General features: G+C 67.4%; 22 protein-coding genes and 1 other RNA gene. 6 read left to right on the plus strand and 17 right to left on the minus strand.

What is annotated here, in order from left to right; all coding sequences use genetic code 11:
* The first annotated feature begins 23 nt into the window (after positions 1–23).
* On the plus strand, positions 24–1649 hold the full coding sequence (locus FVA74_RS09670) for an MDR family MFS transporter (protein WP_147721957.1): 1626 nt from the start codon (positions 24–26) through the stop codon (positions 1647–1649).
* Here the strand turns inward: FVA74_RS09670 and FVA74_RS09675 are convergent.
* The gene (locus FVA74_RS09675) at positions 1646–1990 is read right to left on the minus strand and encodes a hypothetical protein (RefSeq protein ID WP_206022623.1); all 345 of its coding nucleotides are present in this window, start codon (positions 1988–1990) and stop codon (positions 1646–1648) included. The two genes, FVA74_RS09670 and FVA74_RS09675, sit on opposite strands and share 4 nt — an antisense overlap.
* A 127-nt stretch (positions 1991–2117) precedes the next feature.
* Here FVA74_RS09675 and FVA74_RS09680 point away from each other — a divergent pair, with 127 nt between their 5' ends.
* Positions 2118–2768, plus strand: coding sequence for a YigZ family protein (locus tag FVA74_RS09680; protein WP_147721960.1), 651 nt, complete (start codon positions 2118–2120; stop codon positions 2766–2768).
* A 3-nt stretch (positions 2769–2771) separates the two neighbouring features.
* Here the strand turns inward: FVA74_RS09680 and ssrA are convergent.
* Positions 2772–3146, minus strand: a transfer-messenger RNA (tmRNA) gene (gene ssrA, locus FVA74_RS09685).
* 211 nt (positions 3147–3357) lie between these two features.
* On the opposite strand from ssrA, the gene FVA74_RS09690 reads away from it, so the two are divergent.
* Positions 3358–3843 (plus strand): septum formation family protein, encoded by a 486-nt coding sequence (locus FVA74_RS09690; RefSeq protein ID WP_168220103.1) that lies wholly within the window; start codon positions 3358–3360, stop codon positions 3841–3843.
* Here FVA74_RS09690 and smpB read toward each other — a convergent pair whose 3' ends face one another.
* From smpB to ftsE, 4 genes are read right to left on the minus strand one after another with little or no spacing between them, the layout of a single operon-like run.
* Positions 3844–4323 (minus strand): SsrA-binding protein SmpB, encoded by a 480-nt coding sequence (smpB, locus tag FVA74_RS09695; protein WP_147721964.1) that lies wholly within the window; start codon positions 4321–4323, stop codon positions 3844–3846.
* Positions 4324–4373: 50 nt separating this feature from the next.
* On the minus strand, positions 4374–5141 hold the full coding sequence (locus tag FVA74_RS09700; RefSeq protein WP_240792198.1) for a YqjF family protein: 768 nt from the start codon (positions 5139–5141) through the stop codon (positions 4374–4376).
* A 2-nt stretch (positions 5142–5143) separates the two neighbouring features.
* The gene (gene ftsX / locus FVA74_RS09705; protein ID WP_147721966.1) at positions 5144–6055 is read right to left on the minus strand and encodes a permease-like cell division protein FtsX; all 912 of its coding nucleotides are present in this window, start codon (positions 6053–6055) and stop codon (positions 5144–5146) included.
* Entirely contained in the window at positions 6052–6780 is a 729-nt protein-coding gene (gene ftsE, locus FVA74_RS09710; RefSeq protein ID WP_147721968.1) for a cell division ATP-binding protein FtsE, read from the minus strand. The genes ftsX and ftsE overlap by 4 nt, the downstream gene beginning before the upstream one ends.
* 371 nt (positions 6781–7151) lie before the next feature.
* On the opposite strand from ftsE, the gene FVA74_RS09715 reads away from it, so the two are divergent.
* The gene (locus tag FVA74_RS09715) at positions 7152–8681 is read left to right on the plus strand and encodes a hypothetical protein (protein ID WP_168220104.1); all 1530 of its coding nucleotides are present in this window, start codon (positions 7152–7154) and stop codon (positions 8679–8681) included.
* A 180-nt stretch (positions 8682–8861) separates the two neighbouring features.
* On the opposite strand, the gene prfB is transcribed toward FVA74_RS09715, so the two are convergent.
* The 8 genes from prfB to FVA74_RS09755 form a co-directional block, all read right to left on the minus strand.
* Entirely contained in the window at positions 8862–9971 is a 1110-nt protein-coding gene (gene prfB / locus FVA74_RS09720; RefSeq protein ID WP_147721972.1) for a peptide chain release factor 2, read from the minus strand.
* A 48-nt stretch (positions 9972–10019) separates the two neighbouring features.
* Positions 10020–10508: a GyrI-like domain-containing protein gene (locus FVA74_RS09725; protein ID WP_147721974.1), complete on the minus strand. Its 489-nt coding sequence runs from the start codon at positions 10506–10508 to the stop codon at positions 10020–10022.
* A gap of 75 nt (positions 10509–10583) precedes the next feature.
* A complete protein-coding gene (locus FVA74_RS09730; protein ID WP_147721976.1) occupies positions 10584–11033 on the minus strand; it encodes a pilus assembly protein TadG-related protein in 450 nt (149 codons plus the stop codon).
* Positions 11030–11470, minus strand: coding sequence for a hypothetical protein (locus FVA74_RS09735; RefSeq protein WP_206022625.1), 441 nt, complete (start codon positions 11468–11470; stop codon positions 11030–11032). The genes FVA74_RS09730 and FVA74_RS09735 overlap by 4 nt, the downstream gene beginning before the upstream one ends.
* A gap of 4 nt (positions 11471–11474) precedes the next feature.
* Complete coding sequence (locus tag FVA74_RS09740; protein WP_255471441.1) at positions 11475–11873, minus strand: TadE/TadG family type IV pilus assembly protein; 399 nt, start codon at positions 11871–11873, stop codon at positions 11475–11477.
* A gap of 6 nt (positions 11874–11879) precedes the next feature.
* Positions 11880–12062, minus strand: coding sequence for a hypothetical protein (locus FVA74_RS09745; protein ID WP_147721978.1), 183 nt, complete (start codon positions 12060–12062; stop codon positions 11880–11882).
* A 64-nt stretch (positions 12063–12126) separates the two neighbouring features.
* Complete coding sequence (locus tag FVA74_RS09750) at positions 12127–13473, minus strand: permease prefix domain 1-containing protein (RefSeq protein WP_147721980.1); 1347 nt, start codon at positions 13471–13473, stop codon at positions 12127–12129.
* A gap of 2 nt (positions 13474–13475) precedes the next feature.
* Positions 13476–13823 carry a PadR family transcriptional regulator gene (locus tag FVA74_RS09755; RefSeq protein WP_147721982.1) on the minus strand — a complete coding sequence of 116 codons (348 nt, stop codon included), beginning with the start codon at positions 13821–13823 and terminating at the stop codon, positions 13476–13478.
* 205 nt (positions 13824–14028) lie between these two features.
* Here FVA74_RS09755 and FVA74_RS09760 point away from each other — a divergent pair, with 205 nt between their 5' ends.
* Together FVA74_RS09760 and FVA74_RS09765 are read left to right on the plus strand one after the other, a co-directional pair.
* Complete coding sequence (locus FVA74_RS09760; protein ID WP_206022626.1) at positions 14029–14835, plus strand: fumarylacetoacetate hydrolase family protein; 807 nt, start codon at positions 14029–14031, stop codon at positions 14833–14835.
* Positions 14836–15033: 198 nt separating this feature from the next.
* Positions 15034–15996, plus strand: a complete 963-nt coding sequence (locus FVA74_RS09765) for a DUF5692 family protein (RefSeq protein WP_147721984.1) — start codon at positions 15034–15036, stop codon at positions 15994–15996.
* A 5-nt stretch (positions 15997–16001) separates the two neighbouring features.
* On the opposite strand, the gene FVA74_RS09770 is transcribed toward FVA74_RS09765, so the two are convergent.
* From FVA74_RS09770 to FVA74_RS09780, 3 genes are all read right to left on the minus strand, one after another.
* Positions 16002–16775 carry a type II secretion system F family protein gene (locus FVA74_RS09770; protein WP_240792199.1) on the minus strand — a complete coding sequence of 258 codons (774 nt, stop codon included), beginning with the start codon at positions 16773–16775 and terminating at the stop codon, positions 16002–16004.
* Positions 16776–16930: 155 nt separating this feature from the next.
* The gene (locus tag FVA74_RS09775) at positions 16931–17803 is read right to left on the minus strand and encodes a type II secretion system F family protein (protein WP_147721988.1); all 873 of its coding nucleotides are present in this window, start codon (positions 17801–17803) and stop codon (positions 16931–16933) included.
* Complete coding sequence (locus FVA74_RS09780) at positions 17803–19023, minus strand: CpaF family protein (protein ID WP_147721990.1); 1221 nt, start codon at positions 19021–19023, stop codon at positions 17803–17805. The genes FVA74_RS09775 and FVA74_RS09780 overlap by 1 nt, the downstream gene beginning before the upstream one ends.
* Positions 19024–19053 lie beyond the last annotated feature (30 nt).

Here is a 19053-nt window from a genome sequence, read left to right on the forward strand (position 1 = left end):
GCAGTACTGTATATTTGCAGACGATGCAAAATTCTCCCGACTCCTCCGCCACCGCTGGAGCCACGTCCGCGCCCAAGTCGCGCGTGCTCCTGGTCTTCATCGGCCTCATGCTCGCGATGCTGCTTTCCTCGCTCAGCCAGACCGTGCTGAGCGCAGCAATGCCCACCATGGTGGGTGAGCTCGACGGCGTTGACCACATGCTCTGGGTCATGACCGCCTTCATGCTCGCCTCGACCGTGGTCATGCCCATCTACGGCAAGATCGGCGACCTGATTGGCCGCAAGGGCCTCCTGATCGCCGCAATCGTGCTCTTCATCGCCGGCTCCGTGCTGGGCGCGGTCGCCGTTGACATGTCCATGCTCATCTCGGCGCGCGTCGTGCAGGGCCTCGGCGGTGGCGGGCTCATGATCCTGTCGCAGGCGATCATCGCCGACATCGTCCCCGCGCGCGAGCGCGGCAAGTACATGGGAGCACTCGGCGCGGTCTTCGCCGTCTCCTCGGTCGCGGGCCCCCTCCTCGGCGGCTGGTTCACCGAAGGTCCCGGCTGGCGCTGGACCTTCTGGATGAACATCCCGCTCGGCATTGTCGCGCTTGCGGCCGCCGTCTTCCTGCTCCGTCTGCCGAAGCGCGAGTACGAGAAGCCGCGCGTCGACATCTGGGGCATGGTGCTGTTGACGATCACGACGACCTGCATCGTGCTCGTCGCCTCATGGGGCGGCAAGGACTTCGCGTGGGGCTCCACGACGATCATCGGCCTGATCGTCGTCGCGGTGCTCACTGCGGTCGGCTTCGTCCTCGTCGAGCGAGTGACGCCCGAGCCAATCATCCCGCTGCACCTCTTCCGCGAAGCCAACTTCAACATCACGACGATCGCGGGCCTGCTCACGAGCGTCGCCATGATGGGCACGCTCGCCTACCTGCCGACCTACCTGCAGATGACCTTCGGCGCGAGCGCGACGGATGCCGGCCTCCTCATGATCCCCATGATGGCAGCCCTGCTCATCACCTCGATCGGCGCGGGCCAGATCGTGAGCAAGACCGGCCGGTACAAGTGGCTGCCGATCGTCGGCAGCATCATCCTCGCGATCGGCCTCGCACTGCTGGGCACGATCTCCCCCGACACTCCCCTCTGGGTTTTCTGCTCCTACCTCGCCGTCATGGGCATCGGCCTCGGCACGAGCATGCAGCTGCTCGTGCTGATCGTGCAGAACACCTTCCCCGCGCGCGAGGTTGGCACGGCGACCGCGGCCAACAACTACTTCCGCCAGATCGGTGGCTCGCTCGGCGGAGCGGTCATCGGCAGCCTGTTCACGACGAGGCTCGCGTCACAGCTCGCTGAGCGCCTGCCCCAGCAGGGCGGCGCCGCGAGCGAGATGAACTCGCTCACCCCCGCGCTCGTGCACGAGCTGCCGACCGCCATACACGAGCAGGTCATCTGGGCCTACAACGACGCCCTGGCCCCGCTGTTCCTCTACATCGTGCCCCTGGCGGTCATCGCCGCGGTGCTGCTGCTCTTCGTCAAGGAGAAGCCGCTCGCAACCACGATCGAACGCGAGGTCGCCGTGACCGCCGTGCAGGACTCACTGCAGGAGACCTACCCGGTCACGACCGGCGCGGTCACCGTGCCGGAGCCGGGCCAGCGCCGCTAGAAGGCACCGCCCCCGTCGGAGGCGCCGCCCCCGTCGGAAGCGCTGCCGCCATCGTCGCTCCCATTGGAGCCACCTTTCCGACCATCAGATCCGGCGCCAGCGACGCCACCGCTCTCGCCCGAGGTGTGGTTGCCGTCAGCCCGCTTGCCGCCCTGGGCAGCCGAGAACGCGGCACCGAATGCGACGCCGATCGCGAGGCCCATGCCGAGTCCCATCCCCAGATTGTCGAGCGCGACCCCCAGTGCCGTCCCCACGGCGAGGCCGATGGCTATTCCGGCGCCCATCATCGGGTAGCGCGTCGATTTGTCCTGCGGCTCCTGTGCTGGCTTCTCTTCACTCATGACACCAGCGTAGGAAGGCGGCGGGGCGGGCGCCTCCCCCAGGTGGGCGAGGTCTCGCGCCGCGCTGGCCGCGGCATCCGTCGCGCAGGCTAGGCCGCGGCTCGCGCGCGCGGGGGAGAATGGATGCATGACTGATGTGACGCTGCGCGGCGGGCCCGGCGCGGCGATCGCCGCCGAGGTCGAGGTCAAGCGCTCGAGATTCATCTGCCGAATCGAGCGCGTCGAGACTGAGGACGCGGCGCGCGCAGTGGTCGACGCGGCGCGGCGGGAACACTGGGGCGCACGCCACCACTGCTCGGCCTTCGTCATCGGGCCAAAGGGTGCTGCAGTCCAGGTGCGCAGGTCGAGCGACGACGGTGAGCCATCCGGCACGGCGGGAGCACCAATGCTCGACACGCTCGCGGGCGCGGGCCTCGTCGATGTGGTCGCAGTCGTGACGCGCTACTTCGGTGGCGTGCTCCTTGGCACCGGTGGCCTCGCCCGCGCCTATTCGGATGCCGTCGCGAACGCGATCCGGGAGGCGGCACTCGTGGCGCGGGAGCGGCGCGAACTCTTCCGCCTCAGCCTTCACCACGCCGATGCGGGAAGGGTCGAGTCGGAGCTGCGGGCGCGTGGCGTCACCGTGCTCGACGTCGAGTATGCGGCGCGGGCCGAGTTGAGGCTCTCGGGAGGCGAGGGGCTGCACGAGATCGTTGCCGCCGCGACATCCGGTGCGGGCGCGCTGCAACCGCTCGGCCACGAATGGGTCGATGTGGAACTCAACAGCGTGCGACGGTGACGATGGTGGAGATGCGGGGAATTGAACCCCGGTCCACTGCTGTGGTCATGTGCCTTCTACGGGTGTAGCCAGTGCAGGCGTTCTACTCGGCTCCGGAATTTGTCACTGGCACCTAATCCGACGAGCCCAGCCCTGGTAAAAGTCCCTCTCTGCCCCAGGACGGAACAGAGAAGCAATCTCTCTAGATAACGCCAGGACCCGGGTAGAGAGCATCCCCGGACTGACGGACTTCCTTAGTGCGCTCGCTTAGGCAGCGAGGGCGAAGTCAGTGCGCTTGGAATCGGCACTTATAGTTTGCCGACATCGTTTACGAGATAAGTCGGCATCCTCGACCCGCTTCTCACAATTGCGCAGGCAATGTCGAAACCGATCATCCCCATACGCGTCTTCGTGAAGACGTGTCACAGTCGCACGCTGTTGAGTTGTCAAAAGCGCCACTCGGGCGCAGCCTTCAATGATAGCAAAGTGCCCGGCAAGAAGGAAGCAAAGTCGCGCAAGCTGTGCACCCGCTGGGAACGCCGCTAGGCTCCCCGAGAACATTCAAGATCCGAGGCGCCTCGCGTGCGCTCGGCAACAGGAAGCACAGGCCGTGACCCGCAGAACCCTCCCCGTCCTCGCCCTCTCCTCGCTCGCTGTCCTCGGGCTCACCGGCTGCAGCATCGCCGCCATGACCGATCTCTTCCAGGGCAAGGAAGACGTCTTCTCGATCGCGGTCGGCGACTGCTTCAACGACGACACCGCCGCCGTCGAACAGGTCGAGTCGGTCGTGATGCCCAAGTGCACGGAGCCGCACGACAACGAGGCATACCACCTGTACGACCTCGCCTCGTCGACCTTCCCCTCCTACGATGAAGACGCCATCCTCGAGGAGGCGGAGATGGGATGCTTCACCGAGTTCGAGGGCTTCGTCGGCTCCGCCATCGACGAGACAAGCCTCTACTTCGGCTACTACTACCCCAGCCCCGAGAGCTGGGACGAGGGCGACCGCCAGGTACTCTGCCTCGCCTACGACACGAACGGCCCCATCTCCGAGCCGCTTCGCGGTAAGGGGCCGACGTATCCCTACTCGGGCTAGTCAGTCGCCGAGGTGCCGGCGCGCCGACATGGCGCGCTGCGCCTCGCGGTTGTCCTGGCGCTCGCGGAGCGCCTGACGCTTGTCGTACTCGCGCTTGCCCTTCGCGACCGCAAGTTCGACCTTCGCCTTGCCGTCACTGAAGTAGAGGGAGAGGGGCACGAGCGTATACCCACCCTCCTTGACCTTGTTGTGGATCTTGAGGATCTGCGCCTTGTGCAGCAGGAGCTTGCGCTTGCGACGAGGCGGGTGGTTCGTCCAGGTGCCGCCCGTGTACTCGGGGATATGCACGGCATCGAGCCATGCTTCCGCGTGGTCGTCGATGAAGGCGTAGCCATCGACAAGGCTCGCGCGACCTGCGCGCAGCGACTTCACCTCGGTGCCGCTGAGCACGAGGCCCGCCTCGTAGGTGTCCTCGATCGTGTAGTCGTGGCGAGCCTTGCGGTTGGTCGCGACGACCTTCTGACCACGTTCCCTTGGCACGATGCATCCTTTACGTCTAGTACGTGCCGGGCGACACGCAGCCCACCATCCTACAGCGGGCCAGCCTGCGAGAGGGGTGGCGTGCGGATGCCGCGAGCGAAGCGCGCGTCGACGGGAGCCCCGTAGAGCACCGACTCCGGCGGGCCGGGCCGCACGCCCATGATGCCTGCCGCATGGAAGAGGCCGTGCTCACAGTCGAGGAGTTCGGCTTCGACGAGCGTCCACGGTTGGTGCACGTTGGCGTGCCACGTGAGCTCGCCACCCCGGTAGGTGTGCATCCCCCAGCGCGCCGTGAGGAAGCGCGCTCGCTCGTCGTCGACGGCCGCACTACTGGGTCGGACGCTCACGTCAGCCGTGGCATCCGTGGCACCCCTCCGGCGCGAGGTGTAGCGGAGCACACCCGCACCCTCGGTGATCGACATGGCGGCCCAGCGGTAGGGCAGGCCGAACGCTGCCTGCGCAGCGAGCACTGCGGCGAGACGGGAAGCCTCGAGCGACGCGAACCAGACGCCACGCCTGCCCTGCGAGTCGCGCGTGTAGAGGCGCACATTCACCTCGGGGAAGGTGCCGAAGTACGGGATCGGAGGGCCGGCAAAGGGAGCCGAACCGGAGAGCCGGAAGCAGATGAGGCCGATCCAGCTGGAACCATCGAATTCATCGGCCTGCAGGCCAGGCGGCAGGGCACGCTCAGCGTCCGCACGGTCGATGCGCCAGTGCAGAAAGCTGACGTGGCTCCAGCGCTGGCCGATGATCGCGCGCGAGCCGAGCGGCGGCGCCTCCCGAGTGATCGGATGCAGCGACGCGCGCTCGGCCGTCACGACTAGACCTTGAGGTAGCGGCTGATCGCGACGTTGGCGGAGATCGCGGCAAGCACGATTCCGACTGCGAGCAGGATCGGCGCCACGACGACTGCCTCTTCGAGCCCCACGAAGGAGGTCGCGACCATCGTCTCGGCGAGGTAGCCCTGCACGAAGAAGTGCACGACCGCGACCGTCGCTCCCCCCGCCAGCGCAGCGCCGATCACCCCGGCGATGACGCCTTCGAGGATGAACGGCGTCTGGATGAAGCGATTGGATGCACCGACCAGCCGCATGATGCCGAGCTCGCGCCGGCGACTGAAGGCGCTCAGGCGGATGGTCGTGGCAATCAGCAGCACGGCCGCGACGAGCATGAGCGCGGCGATGCCGATCGCGGTGTAGCTGGCGGCGTTGAGCGCGTCGAAGATCGGGTCAAGGTATTTGCGCTGGTCGGCGACCTCATCGACACCAGGCGTGCCCGAGAGGGTCTCGATCAGCACGCCCGACTGCGTGGGGTCGACCATGTTCACCCAGAACGTCTCCGGCAGGAACTCCGGCGTGATGTAGTCAGCCTCGGCACTGTCGGTGAACTCGACGTACTTCTCGTACGCCTCCTCGTGGGTCTCGAACTCGTACTCGTTGACGAGTGGGGCGAGTTCAGACGATTCGAGCTTGGACGCGACGGCCGCCTTCTGTTCCTCCGTCGCCTCCGTCATATTGCAGTTGGCGGTGTCTGTCGTGGCGGTGCACATGTAGACCGCCACCTGGGCGCGGTCATACCAGTAGCCCTTCATCTCGTTGATCTGCATCTGCAGCAGGATCGCGGTGCCCACGAAGGTGAGCGAGATGAAGGTCACGAGCACGACGGAGACGACCATCGAGAAGTTGCGTCGCAGGCCCTGGCCGACCTCCGACATGATCAGGCCGAACCTCACTGTGCTGCCTCCGCTCCGAAGCCCTTTTGCACGGGGATCGCCTGCGTGAGGTAGCCGCCCTGCCGTTCGTCTCGCACGATCTGGCCCGCGACGAGCTCGATGACTCGGCGCTGCATCTGGTCGACGATGCCGGCGTCGTGGGTCGCCATGATCACGGTCGTGCCGCTCTGGCTAATGCGCTCAAGGAGCGTCATGATGCCAGCGGATGTCGCCGGGTCGAGGTTTCCCGTCGGCTCATCGGCCAGCAGCAGGGCCGGCCGGTTGACGATCGCGCGGGCGATGGCGACGCGCTGCTGCTCACCACCGGAGAGCTCGTGCGGGAAGCGGCTCGCCTTGCCCGCGAGTCCCACCATCTTGAGCACGTCGGGCACGGCCTCCTGGATGAAGCCCTTCGACTTGCCGATAACCTGCAGCGAGAAGGCCACGTTGTCGAAGACTGACTTCTGGGGCAGCAGGCGGAAGTCCTGGAAGACGACACCGAGGTTGCGCCTGAAGTAGGGCACCTTGCGGCTCGAGAGGCGGCCGACGTTCTGGCCGAGCACGTGGATCTCGCCCTTCGTCGGATTCTCCTCCTTGAGGATCAACCGCAGGAAGCTCGACTTTCCACTGCCGGAGGCACCGACAAGGAACACGAACTCCCCCCGCAGGATCTCGAGGGTCACGGAGTTGAGGGCGGGCCTGGTGGTGCCGGCATAGAGCTTGGTCACCTGATCGAAACGAATCATGTCCCGTCGAGCCTAAGCATCCGTCGCCCATCCGGGCGCAACGACAGGCCGACGCGCGGATGCCCCGCCATGCGCTGTAGACATCCTCCAACGATCGAAGGCCGCATTAGTTGGCTATTGACCTTCGATACACACTTTTCGACGGACCCTCACAACGATCTCGGCCACTGTTAGATTCAGCGCAATCCACCGGAGGCGACTCGCGCCGGACACCAATGTCGGTGCCCGAACGGCGCGGGAAAGCCCTCGTTCGGCGCGCGCCTCAACAGCATGATGGCGTGCGTTTTGTGCTGCCCGGATACCGACAAAGGAGTCACTACATGAGCGGTCCCGCCCACACCAGGTCTGAACGACGCGATAGCTTCTCGAAAGTGGCGATAGCCGCGCTCTCGATCCTGCTCATCGGCCTGCTCGCGTTCTTCTTCATCACGACAGACAAACTCGCCGCCGGGGCATCGCAACTGAACGACGGCGCGACCACGGCACGCGACGGATCCGTGCGCCTCGTCGATGGCGCCGCCACACTCTTCGACGGCACGGCGACACTCAAGGACGGCACGGCGAGCGCGAAGGCGGGTGCCGACAAGGTCGCCGCTGGCGCTGACTCCGCGGCAGAGGGCGCGACCAAGCTCGCCGACGGCGCCTCGTCAGCGTTCACCGGCTCCATCTCCCTCGCCGAGGGGGCGAACAAGCTCTTCAACGGTGCGAGCACCCTCAACCAGGGCGCCAACACCGCCGCGACAGGAGCTCGCACCCTCGCACAAGGCGCGGCCGACGCCAACGCGGGCGCCCATGACCTCGCGGCTAAGCTCGCTGGCGCGAAGACGACCGGCTCTGAAGTTGTCGCGGGTGGCGCCGCGCAGGTGTCCGCCGGTGCCAGCAGAGCACTCGCTGGGGCACAAACGCTGAAGGTGAAGACGCAGGCGATCGCGGATGGCGTGTCCGCGGCTTCGACCGCGGTGAAGGGCCTTAGCGACTATGCGGGCCTTCTCGGTGGCGATACTGCCGTACCTGCAGCTGAAGTCCACGTCGCTTCTGGCGAGGCTGCCGCGAATGCAGCGGCACTCGCTCATCAGCTCGGAAACTGGGCCGCCGCGGACTACGTGCCTACCGACGCTGAGATCGACGCTCTCGCGACCAGCCTGAGCGGTCTCGCTACCCAAACGGGCACTGTCAAGGCAGAGATCAACGGCTTCAAGGGCAAGATCGACACTCTGCTCGGAAACCTCAACAAGGTGCCGACCAAGGCGGACGGCAGCGACGCCGGCCTGAAGATTGGTTCGAGCCTCGTGGCCCAGGGTACGGCGCAGCTCGTCGGGGGAACCGACCCTATCAACGCACCCGGTCTGACGGAACTCTCGATCGGCGCTAGCGACCTCGCAGCCGGCGCCACCAAGCTCGACGCGGGCGTAGGCCAGCTCGCCGCTGGCGCGAACTCGCTTGCGGCGGGCACGGCGAAGGTCGCCACGGGTGCGGGATCCCTCGCCGACGGCACCGCGAAGGTCTCGGCCGGTGCTGGCACCCTCTCGAGCGGTGCCGCCAGCCTCACGACCGGCGCCAACAACCTCAACGCGGGCCTCGAGACGCTGTCGACGGGCGCTGGCTCACTCGCCGAGGGCACCAGCACGCTCTCGACCGGCGCCGCCGACCTTGCCGAGGGCAATGGAAGCCTCGCCGACGGCGCGAAGAAGCTCAACGATGGCGCCAAGACGCTCAATGACGGCGTCGCTGAGCTGAGCGACGGCAACGAGCGCATCGCGGCTGGCTCAGGTGAGCTCGCGTCTGGCGCACAGAGCGTCAGCCCGGCGGCCCTCGCGCCGACCGTGCTGATCATCCTCGCGGTGCTGGTCGCCGCGACGATCGCCTGGCTCGTGGTGAGCCGCCGCCTGGCACGTCGCTGACGTAGCAACACCGACGCGGGTCGGGCCGGTCTTCGGATCGGCTCGGCCCGCTTTGGCGTTCCTGCGATGGGCCTCGATACAGCCCGAGTCCTCCCTCGCAGGCTCGGTCGGCGCGAATCGCGCAATCGCTGGCGCGATTGCCAACAAGCGATTCGCGCTTCTCAACCCGCGGTGTGGGGCCTAGTCGTTGACTGCGCGCTTGCGCCAGCGGATGCCCGCCGTGATGAAGCCGTTGAGGTCGCCGTCGAACACGTCATCGGGCTTGCTCACTTCGTGCTCCGTGCGCAGGTCCTTGACCATCTGGTACGGCGCGAGCACGTAGCTGCGCATCTGGTCGCCCCAGCTTGCGGTGATGTTGCCCGCGAGCTCCTTCTTCTGCGCCGCTTCCTGTTCCTTCTGCAGCAGGAGGAGGCGGGACTGCAGCACGCGAAGCGCTGCGGCACGGTTCTGGATCTGGCTCTTCTCGTTCTGCATCGAGACGACGATGCCGGTCGGGAGGTGCGTGATGCGCACGGCGGAGTCGGTCGTGTTGACCGACTGGCCGCCTGGGCCGCTCGAACGGAACACATCGACGCGCATCTCGTTCTCGGGGATGTCGATCGACTCGGTCGCCTCCATGAGCGGGATGACCTCGACGGCCGCGAAGCTCGTCTGGCGCTTGCCCGCCGCGCCGAAGGGAGACATCCGCACGAGGCGGTGTGTTCCCGCCTCGACGCTGAGGGTGCCGAAGGCGTAGGGCGCGTCAAACTCGATCGTGGTCGACTTGATGCCGGCCTCCTCCGCGTAGCTCGTGTCGAGCACGCGCGCCGGGATGCCGTTCTTCTCGGCGTAGCGCAGGTACATGCGCTGCAGCATCTCGGCAAAGTCGGCGGCGTCGACGCCGCCGGCACCCGCGCGGATCGTCATGACGGCGGACCGAGCATCCCATTCCCCATTGAGAAGCGTCTGCACCTCGAGTTCGCCGAGCACACGCTGGATGTCCGCGAGTTCTTTGCGGACTTCGGCCGCGGCATCCGCGTCGCCCTCTTCATTGGCGAGCTCGACCATGATCTCGATGTCGTCGAGGCGCTGCTGCAGGCTCGTGATCTTGGCGAGCTCCGCCTGGCGGTGGCTGAGGGCGCTGGTGACCTTCTGCGCCTTCTCGGTGTCGTCCCACAGGTCGGGCGCGCCCGCCTGCTCGCTCAGCGTCGCGATCTCGGCTTCGAGTCGCGGCACGTCGACGACGGCCCGGATTTCGGCGAAGGTGCCGCGGAGGTCCGCGACCTGGCCAGTGATATCGAGCTCATCCATTGTGGGCACCAGCCTACCGGGACAAGCCCCGTGCATCCGCTGGCGGCGTCACTCCCTGGGCGCGATGGGCCAGACGATCTCGGTCACCATGTCCTCGGGGCGGGCGCCGGGGGTTGGCTCGGTCACGTAGACCTCCCAGTAGAGCTCGCCCGGCGTGTGGTCGTGCCGCTCCATCCACGCCAGCAGGGCGCCGTATGCATCGGCGAGGCCGTCATAGGGACCGCGGTGGATGTGCCGGGCCGCCAAGCCGGTCGGCAACTGCTCGGCCGCAACCCCGTTGGCGGATTCGACCGGCCGTTGCGTAGGAAACCCCGCAGCGACGTCAACTGTCTCGCTGGGCATGCCTCGGTACAGGGCGATGGCAGGCCCCGCGAAGCGCGCGTCCTGCTGGCCGATCACGGCAGCGACGTCCTGGTAGACGCTGTCGAAGTAGTCCCTGATCTTCGCCATCTCGACCGTCTCGCGGCGCACGGCGACCGTCGTCGGCTCCAGGGTGACGATCATGGTGTCGGATGCGTCGCTAGCGCGATCACTCACGGGTGCTCCTTCGCTCGTGCCCTTGTCGGCGGACTCACGATTCTCCTCCCCCAGGGACGGTTCTTCAATGGCCCGTCACCCGAAGACCGACCTGGCGGATGCCTCAACCTCGATGCGCAGGCCCTCCGGCACGAACACGCTCACGATGGGAGGGCGCCACGTCGCCGAGAGCGCGACCACCGCACCCGAACCGCCCGGACTCTCTGCCCGGTCGATCGCCAGGCCTTCGAAGGAGTGCGGCACGGCGGCAATATGGGCGTTGACCGTCGACGCGACCCGGGCATCGTCGAGGATCGCGGTGGGCCGCCCCGAGGAGGAGTCCACGTCATCGAGCCCGAATGCCTCCGCGCCTGCAAGCGCCGCTCCGTCTGCGAGCGAGTAGAGGCGCTTGCGTTCGATGTAGAGGGAGGTCGCGGCGGTCACGAGCAGCACGACCGCGAGGCACAGCGCTGCGTAGAAGATCGTGAGCACGAGCGTCGACCCCGTCTCGTCGCGGGCGGCGCGCGCCCACCGCTCCGCACTCATTGCAGCCCCGCAAAGCGCGAGACTTGCTGGCTCGCCGAGGCGGCGACCGGAATGCTGAGAGGCGCGCCAACGCTGAGTCCCGCCGGCACGAGCGGCAGTGCGACCGTCGCCTCGACCGTCACTGTGACGATGCCACGTCGGCTCAGGCAGGCGTGCGGCTGTGGGGCGCAGTCGACGCGGATGCTCGCCACCGCGACATCCATCCCGTGGTCGGCAAGCGCGAAGGCCACCGCCCGCTCCGCGCGCTGGGCGGCCTCCGCGACCGTGCTGGCCTCGACATAGGTGCGGCTGGCCTGCCTCGCGGCGGCCTCAACGGCGAGCACGCCGGACTGCAGTGCGGACAGCGCGACGATGAGATAGACCATCGGCACGAGGAGCAGGGTGCCCGCCGCGAGGAACTCAAGGGAGGCCGAGCCACGCTCATTCTCCACCCGCATCAGTTCAGTCCACGATCTCCAGCGCTGCACGGCCCGTCACCTCCACGCCGCCGTCGAAGCCGATCAGCCCGATGACCGGGAGGGGTGCCCGCACCGTCACGACGGCCGCGCGATGGCCCAGGTAGGTGCCCTCGGTGATCGTGACATCCGTCGCATAGGCGGGCCCGATCGCGGTCGTGATGAGTTCGCGCGTGCGGACGGCGCCGTCGGCCAGCGTCCTGTCCGCCAACGCCGCGAAGCGTGCGCCCTCCCCGGCCGCGTCGAGCAACGTGTTGCGCACGTGCATCGCGAGGCCGAGCTGCACGACCGAGAGCGTGAGGAGCGTCAGCAGCGCGGCGACCATGACAAACTCGGCGGGCGCGGAGCCCCGCTCCCCCTCACCACGAAGGATGGCGACCCGCACTGGTGCTCAGAACCCGGAGACCCGTTGGATGGCCTGTTCGAAGACCGAACTGAGCGCGGGCCCCGCAAGCGACCAGATGATGATCACGAGCCCCGCGGTCATGAGCGTGATGAGCACCCACCCGGGCACGTCACCGCGCTCGGATGCGAGGCGGGCGAACGCGGAGCGGATGCGGGGGAAGCCGGTCATGCGGGGATGCTACTGAGGGACCCGCAGCATCCGTCGCTGTTTTCCACAGCGGCTGCGCGAGAACTCAGGCGAAGGCGAAGAGCGGTGGAAGCACGAGAACAACCGTGAGCACCCACGCGGCGAGCACCGGGAGGTACGAAGTCTGCCAGCGCTCAAGCCGCATGGCGGGCACCCTGCGAGCCAGGAGTTGGGCGATGTACCACGCGGTCACCGCGAGGTTCACGAGCAGCACGAGGTTGAGCCCCAGGGCCGCCACGCGGTTGGCCGTGAAGCCGAACTCTCCGACGCGACCGAACATCGACACGAGCACGAGCGCGTCGAGCGCGATGGCGGCGACCACTGCCACGAGGCGGAGCGCGTCGAGCGCGCCAGGCTTCGACGGGCCGCGGGCCGAGATGCCGTAGACGATGAGGCCGAGCACGACGAGGAGCAGCACGTCGAAGACGATCAGCAGGTCGCGGTCGAACTCGCGCCCCACCCCCGCAGCGGCGTAGCCAACCGCCGAGACCACCAGCATGAGCGCGAAGAGCGGCGTGAAGATCGCAGTCAGCACGGGCGCGATGTTCTCGATGACGCTCTTCTTGGCCTCAACGAGCCAGGCCGCGACGATGACGGCACCCACAGCGCCCGAGGGCACGACCCACTCGAAGACGCCCTCGATCATCTCCGGTGCAATCGGGGCGAGCACGAGCGCCGTGAGGGCGACGAGCACGCCACCCCCGAGGGCGATCAGCGCGTAGTAGATGGCCCACTCCCCCGAGAAGCGAATGAAGTCCATGCGGCGCGAATGCGAGCCCACCTCGCCCCCGACATACGCAACACCAACCGCGAACCACAGCACGACGGGAAGGTGCAGCGCGATCAGCACAGTCGTGCTCTCGCCCCCGTAGGGGAAGACGGATGCCACGACGGCAACGACGGTGACAGCGGCGGCGAGCGCGATGGCCCGCGGCCGTGGCATCCGTCGTTGCAGCGCGAAGTAGGCGGCGAGCGCGGGCAGCACCGTGACGCTGGCCCCGCGCAGGAACCACTCCTCGCGGATGTCGCGGCCGTCGCCCGGCAGGTCGGCGATGAGCCGCGCCACCTGGATGAGCACGGCGGCGAGCAGCGCGAAGCCGAGCATCACGAGCACCGAGGCGCGTGTGTCCTCTGCGGGGGAATGTGTGATTGTCAGCTGCTTCCAGAGACGGTCGCTGTGCTCGCGGGCGAATTCCGCCGTCAGCTGGTCGATACGGCCGAGCCGTCCGACCGAGATGAGGAAGGCCTCGTCTGGCGAGAGACCGGATGCCTCGAGATCCCTGACCTGCTCGCGCAGGTGGGCCTCCAGCTCGTCGGCGTCAGCCCCGTCGACCGTGCCCCCGCGCACGATCGCCGAACGCCACTCCCGGATGCGTGCTTCGAGCGGCTCCATCGTCACACGCCCGTCGCGGGGATCGCGAAGCCCCAGAGCCCGCCGAGCGTGCGCGTGGCGGTGACCCACTGGCGCCGCTGCTCGGCCAGTTGGGCCCTGCCGGTTTCCGTGATCTGGTAGTACTTGCGGCGCCGACCTTCGGGCGAGACACCCCACTCGGCGTGCACATGGCCGAGCCGCTCGAGCCGGTGCAGGAGCGGGTAGAGCATCCCGTCAGTCCATTCGAGCTCGCCGGCGGAGAGCTCCCGCACCCGCTTGAGGATCGCGTAACCGTAACTCGAGCCCTCCATGAGGATTGCGAGGACGAGTGGCGTCGCCATCGCGGCGACGAGATCCTTGTCGATGTTCATGGGCTGCCTCCTGGAGGAAGCATATACCTAGAGCTGCAAGGTACCTAGAAGTGCAAGGCATATCGCGCTTGAATGCGTTGCGCAATTTGGAACAGCAAGCAGCACCGATGCCGCCCCGGCTGGAAGACTGCTGCCGTATGGGGCATACCCCGCATGATCGCTTCACGGCTAGTCGCGAAGCCCGAGCCACCGGAAGGATCCATCTGTGAAGATCGCACGCATCGCCCTCGACGGCACAGAACGCTGGAGCATTGTGGAAGGCGACACGGTACGCACGAGCAACTCCCCTGTCGAGCTCGCGGATGTCGCATCCGCTGCCCTCGAGCGTGAACTCCCCCTCGCCGACGTGACGTTGCTCCCGCCCGTGCTGCCGACCGCGAAGGTGCTCTGCGTGGGCCTCAACTACCGCGACCACGTGCTCGAGATGGGTCGCGAAATGCCCACCCATCCCGTGCTATTCACCCGGTTCCCCGACACCTTCGTCGGCGCGGGTGCCCCCATGGTGCTGCCGAAGGCGAGCAAAGCCTTCGATTATGAGGGCGAGTTCGCGATCGTCATCGGCCGAGCCGGCCGCGCGATCGCGAAGGAGGACGCACTCGAACATGTGCTCGGCTACACGATCCTCAACGACGGTTCACTGCGCGACTACCAGGCCCACACAATCCAGTTCACCCCCGGCAAGAACTTCGCCGACTCCGGCTCCGTCGGCCCCTGGATCGTCAGCGCAGACGAGTTCGGCCCCGTGACGTCGCAGCGGGTGCGCACGACTGTTGATGGCGAGGTGCGTCAGGACTCGAGCCTCGACCAGCTGGTCTTCGACGTCGCGACCCTCGTCGAATACATCTCGACCTGGGCCCCGCTGCGTCCTGGTGACATCATCGCGACCGGCACCCCCGGCGGCGTCGGCGCCGGTTTCACGCCACCGAAGTTCCTGAAGGCGGGGAGCACGGTCGAGATCAACATCGACGGCATCGGGGTACTGCGCAACCCCATCAGCTCCGACGAGGAATAGTCTCCGGTCAGAGTCGAAGCGCTTCTGCGCCGAGCGTTGCGGCAACCGTCTCAACCAGCAGGATTCCGGGACGCGATGGGCTGAACACACCCTCAGACCGCTCGGGATACGGGACCTTGTGCCTAGTGACGCGGGTTCTGATCCCTAACCATGGAAGACGGACAACCCGCGCGGGGCGGGCCCGGAGGAGACAGTCAAATGTTTCTGTACGAATCTATTCCCTGGTACTCGTGGCTGATGTGGTTCGTCGTACTCGGCGCGCTCGTCGGGCTCAACGAAGTGACGCGTCGGTGGAAGTGGGCGGGCCTGGCCTTCTTCGTCGCGCTGCCGATCGTGTTGACGATCTTTGTGTGGCCGACCACCGCCGCCGAGGGGTCCTCGACGGGCACCTGGTTCCATTGGGTCAAGGTGTACTCGGCGCTGGCCGGCTGTCTCGGCTTCATGCTCATCCGGTACGTGCCGGGTCTTGCGAAGAACCGGTGGATGCTGCTGTTCCCGCCGCTGATCCTCGCGATCAACATCGGCGAGGCCGTCATTCGTGACTTTGAGGTGGCCGGGCTACAGGGCGTTCACGACGGCGTCTTCATGGTCGGCGGACCCTGGAACTACATGAACGCCGTCGCCGGCATCCTGAATCTGCTTACCATCTGCGGATGGGTAGGGATCTTCGTGTCGCGCGACCGCTCGAAGGACATGATCTGGCCCGACATGCTGTGGTTCTGGATCATCGCGTACGATCTCTGGAACTTCGCCTACGTCTACAACTGCGTGGGAGACCACTCCTTCTACGCCGGCGCCGCGCTGCTCATCTCCTGCACGATCCCGGCGTTCTTCATCAAGCGGGGCGCGTGGCTGCAGCACCGCGCACATACCTTGGCGCTCTGGATGATGTTCACGATGGCCGTGCCGACCTTCGTGGAGTCCTCACCGTTCGCGGTCGAGTCCTCCCACGACCCCGCCGCGCTGTTCACGGTGTCCGCGATCGCACTCGCGGCCAACATCGCGGTGGCGGTCTACCAGGTGTACACGATCGTCAAGCGGCGCCGTAACCCGTTGCGCGACGAGCTCTATACCAACCTCCGCGGGTACCGGGAGGTGCGCGAAGCGAACCTGCCCGTCGCGTCATCGGGCCGTCGGAATGTGAACCCGGTCGCCCCGTGAGCGCGTCAGAACCCGAGCCGCAGCACCATGATGCCCGGGAAGATCGCGAACAGGATCGTGACCGGCAGGATGAGGAAGACGAGGGGCACGAGCATCGCCACCTCCTTTTTACCCGCAAGTTCCAGCAGGCCGCGCTTGGTGTCTTCGCGCGCATCCTGAGCCTGGGCCCGCAGCACCTCGGCAAGCGGCGAGCCGCGCTCGAGGGCGATCGTCAGCTGGTCGACGCAGCGTGTGAAGGGCGCCAGCTGCAGTTCCTCGGCGCAGCGCCGCAGCGACTCCGACAGGGGCGCACCCGTCGTGACGTCGGTGAGCACCGCCCCGAGTTCGCGAGACAGTTCCCCGCAACTGATGCGAGAGACGCGGCGGAGCGCCTCGAGCACGCCCTCCCCCGCCGACAGGCTCAAGGTCAGGAACTCGAGCACCATGGGCAGCTCGGCGGCGAGTCGCGACATGCGCCGTGATGCCGCGCGCTGCAGCATCCAGTCGCGCAGGAACACGCCAGCGACCCCACCCGCGATGATCGAACCGACACCGAGCATGACGGGTGAGGCGTGCTGCGGGGCAAGGATGATCGTGACGACGGCACCGAACGCGACGCCCGCGATGGCGGCGAGCAACTGCTGGGAACGGTAGCCGTCGAGCGTCATGCCCGATCCTGACTGGCGCAAGCGCAGCTGCACCGCGGCCGAGCCGCCGAGCACGCCACTCATCGCCCGGCGGAGTGCGGCAAACGGCGGCCCGAGGAGCGCACCGAACACCGGCAGGGGGTCGGACTGCAAACGGTGCAAATGGTCACGCGCCCCGGGGGACACATCGACAACATGCGGAGCAACGCGAGCCGCGAGCCGCGGGCGCCCGAGCCGAGGGATGCGTGTCGCAAGCACCCACAATCCCAGCCCGAGCGCGCTGCCACACAGCAGCGCCCAGGCCGCACTCAACGGAACCACCGCTCCTCCTCCGGCAGTCGGCCGATCGCGATCATCACCCGGTAGGCGAGCACCGTCACGACGAGTCCCGCCGCGATCAGGCCGACGCCAGAGGGCGTGTTGTAGGCAGCGGCCGCCTCTGGCCTGGTCGCGAGCAGCAGGAGCACGATCCACGGTGCCGCTGCACCGAGCCGAGCCGCGTTGACGACCCACGACTGTCTCGCCTCGATCTCAGAGCGGATCGCCGAGTCCTGGCGCAGGTAGGTCGAGAGGCTGCGGAGCACGCCCGTGAGCTCCGTGCCACCAACCTCACGAGACATCCGCAGCGTCTCCAGGATGCGGTCTGCAACGGGGTCGGCGAGGCGCAGCTTGAGTTCGTCGAGGCAGCGGGAGAAGTTTGCCGTGGACTGGTAGTCGCGCTGGAAGACGGCGAACGCCACCCGAGTTCCGGGCGGACCGACTTCGGCGAGAGCGGCGAGGCCGTCGGGCAGGGAGAGTCCCGAGCGCACCGCCGAAACGAGATGGTCCACGACATCGGGCCATAGGGATCGGAGCTGTCGCCTGCGAGCGCGGGAACGCCACGACACCATCATGAATGGCACCGAGCCCGCCGCTGCGGCAGCCGCAAGCGCGATCGCGAGCACGGGAACGAACGCGAGGGTCACGCCGCCGACCGCGAGGGCGAGCAGCAGCGACACGACAATGAAGGTGGCCGGCGTCACGGAGCCGAGACCTGCCAGTGTGAGCTGTTCCGTCATGAGCTCGTGCACGCGCGAGCGTCGGCGCTCCCGTTGGCGGGACCCCCAGAGGAACGGGGATGCCGCGAGCAGTAGGCCCGCTCCGAGGGCACCGCCCAGGAGGACCGGAAGCACGGGAAGCATCACGCGATCCCCGCGGGCACGAGCGCAGCCGATCCGAACTTCGCGGCACGGGGCGGTGCCACGCCGGTGGGGCGAAGCCCGTCGGCGGTCATTGCGAAGAGCGACACCGCCTGCACGACACCGCCGTCGACGACGCCCGTTGGCGCGACGATCTCGGCAACCCGGCGGTGACCATCCGCCGTCTGTTCGCAGTGGACGACGAGGTCGACGACCCCCGCCACGGTCGGGAGCACGAACGACGCGTCGATGTTCCGCCCCGCGAGCAGGGGAAGCACCGAGAGCTTCGCAAGTGCGTCCCGCGCCCCGTTTGCGTGCACGGTGCACGCACCAGGGACCCCCGAGTTGAGGGCGATCAGCAGGTCGAGGGCCTCCGCCTCGCGCACCTCGCCGACGACGAGCCGGTCGGGGCGCATCCGCAGCGATTCCTTCACGAGCCTTCGCAGCGTGATCTCACCGGTTCCCTCAAGGCTCGCCTGGCGGCACTGCATCGCCACGACGTCACGCCCGCCCAGGTCGAGTTCGAAGGTCTCCTCGACCGTGATGATGCGTTCGCGCTCCTTCGCCTCCGCCAGGAGGGCCCCCAGCATGGTCGTCTTACCCGCGTGCGTCGCGCCGGAGACGATGACATTCACACCGGCACGCACCGCCCCGCGGAGGAAGTCCGCCGCCTCCAGCGTGAGCGAGCCGCGCTGCACGAGGTCGGCGAGCGCCGAGATGCGCCGCGCGAACTTGCGGATGTTGATGGCCCACTCCCTGCGCGTCACGTCGGGAATGACGACGTGCAGCCGTGAGCCGTCGGGCAGGGAGGCGTCGACGAAGGGCGAACTCAGGTCAACACGCCGACCAGTGGACTGCAGCATCCGCTCGACCAGGTCGCGCACCTGCGACGAAGTCAAACGGATGTCGGTGCGCTCTGCACCGCCGCCGCGCGCGATGAAGACCTGGTCGGGCGCGTTGATCCAGATTTCCTCGATGTTCGGGTCGTCGAGGAAAGGCTGGAGCGGGCCGAACCCGACCAGGTCTGCGAGGATGCGTTCCTCCGCGTCGCGTTCGTCGGCGAGCATCGGCACGGCACCACCGAGCGCTCGCTCGCTGTACCGCTGCACCTCCTCGCGCACGAGACGGCCGGCAATCGAGCGGTCGGCCGTCAGGTCGATGCCGTCTCGCCGTACCCTGTCGCGTACGCGCTCCGTGATGAGCGAGTGCGGGTGCTGGGGCATGCGTCACATCCTGCGACACGCGCCCTTCGC

Source organism: Salinibacterium sp. dk2585 (assembly GCF_008001035.1).
Lineage (GTDB): Bacteria > Actinomycetota > Actinomycetes > Actinomycetales > Microbacteriaceae > Homoserinimonas.

Bases quoted from the DNA above. Each gene is read 5' to 3' on its own strand.
- FVA74_RS09670 (WP_147721957.1), top strand. From the start codon at position 24: ATGCAAAATTCTCCCGACTCCTCCGCCACCGCTGGAGCCACGTCCGCG.
- FVA74_RS09675 (WP_206022623.1), bottom strand. From the start codon at position 1,990: ATGAGTGAAGAGAAGCCAGCACAGGAGCCGCAGGACAAATCGACGCGC.
- FVA74_RS09680 (WP_147721960.1), top strand. From the start codon at position 2,118: ATGACTGATGTGACGCTGCGCGGCGGGCCCGGCGCGGCGATCGCCGCC.
- ftsE (WP_147721968.1), bottom strand. From the start codon at position 6,780: ATGATTCGTTTCGATCAGGTGACCAAGCTCTATGCCGGCACCACCAGG.
- prfB (WP_147721972.1), bottom strand. From the start codon at position 9,971: ATGGATGAGCTCGATATCACTGGCCAGGTCGCGGACCTCCGCGGCACC.
- FVA74_RS09730 (WP_147721976.1), bottom strand. From the start codon at position 11,033: ATGAGTGCGGAGCGGTGGGCGCGCGCCGCCCGCGACGAGACGGGGTCG.
- FVA74_RS09735 (WP_206022625.1), bottom strand. From the start codon at position 11,470: ATGCGGGTGGAGAATGAGCGTGGCTCGGCCTCCCTTGAGTTCCTCGCG.
- FVA74_RS09745 (WP_147721978.1), bottom strand. From the start codon at position 12,062: ATGACCGGCTTCCCCCGCATCCGCTCCGCGTTCGCCCGCCTCGCATCC.
- FVA74_RS09750 (WP_147721980.1), bottom strand. From the start codon at position 13,473: ATGGAGCCGCTCGAAGCACGCATCCGGGAGTGGCGTTCGGCGATCGTG.
- FVA74_RS09755 (WP_147721982.1), bottom strand. From the start codon at position 13,823: ATGAACATCGACAAGGATCTCGTCGCCGCGATGGCGACGCCACTCGTC.
- FVA74_RS09765 (WP_147721984.1), top strand. From the start codon at position 15,034: ATGTTTCTGTACGAATCTATTCCCTGGTACTCGTGGCTGATGTGGTTC.
- FVA74_RS09775 (WP_147721988.1), bottom strand. From the start codon at position 17,803: ATGCTTCCCGTGCTTCCGGTCCTCCTGGGCGGTGCCCTCGGAGCGGGC.
- FVA74_RS09780 (WP_147721990.1), bottom strand. From the start codon at position 19,023: ATGCCCCAGCACCCGCACTCGCTCATCACGGAGCGCGTACGCGACAGG.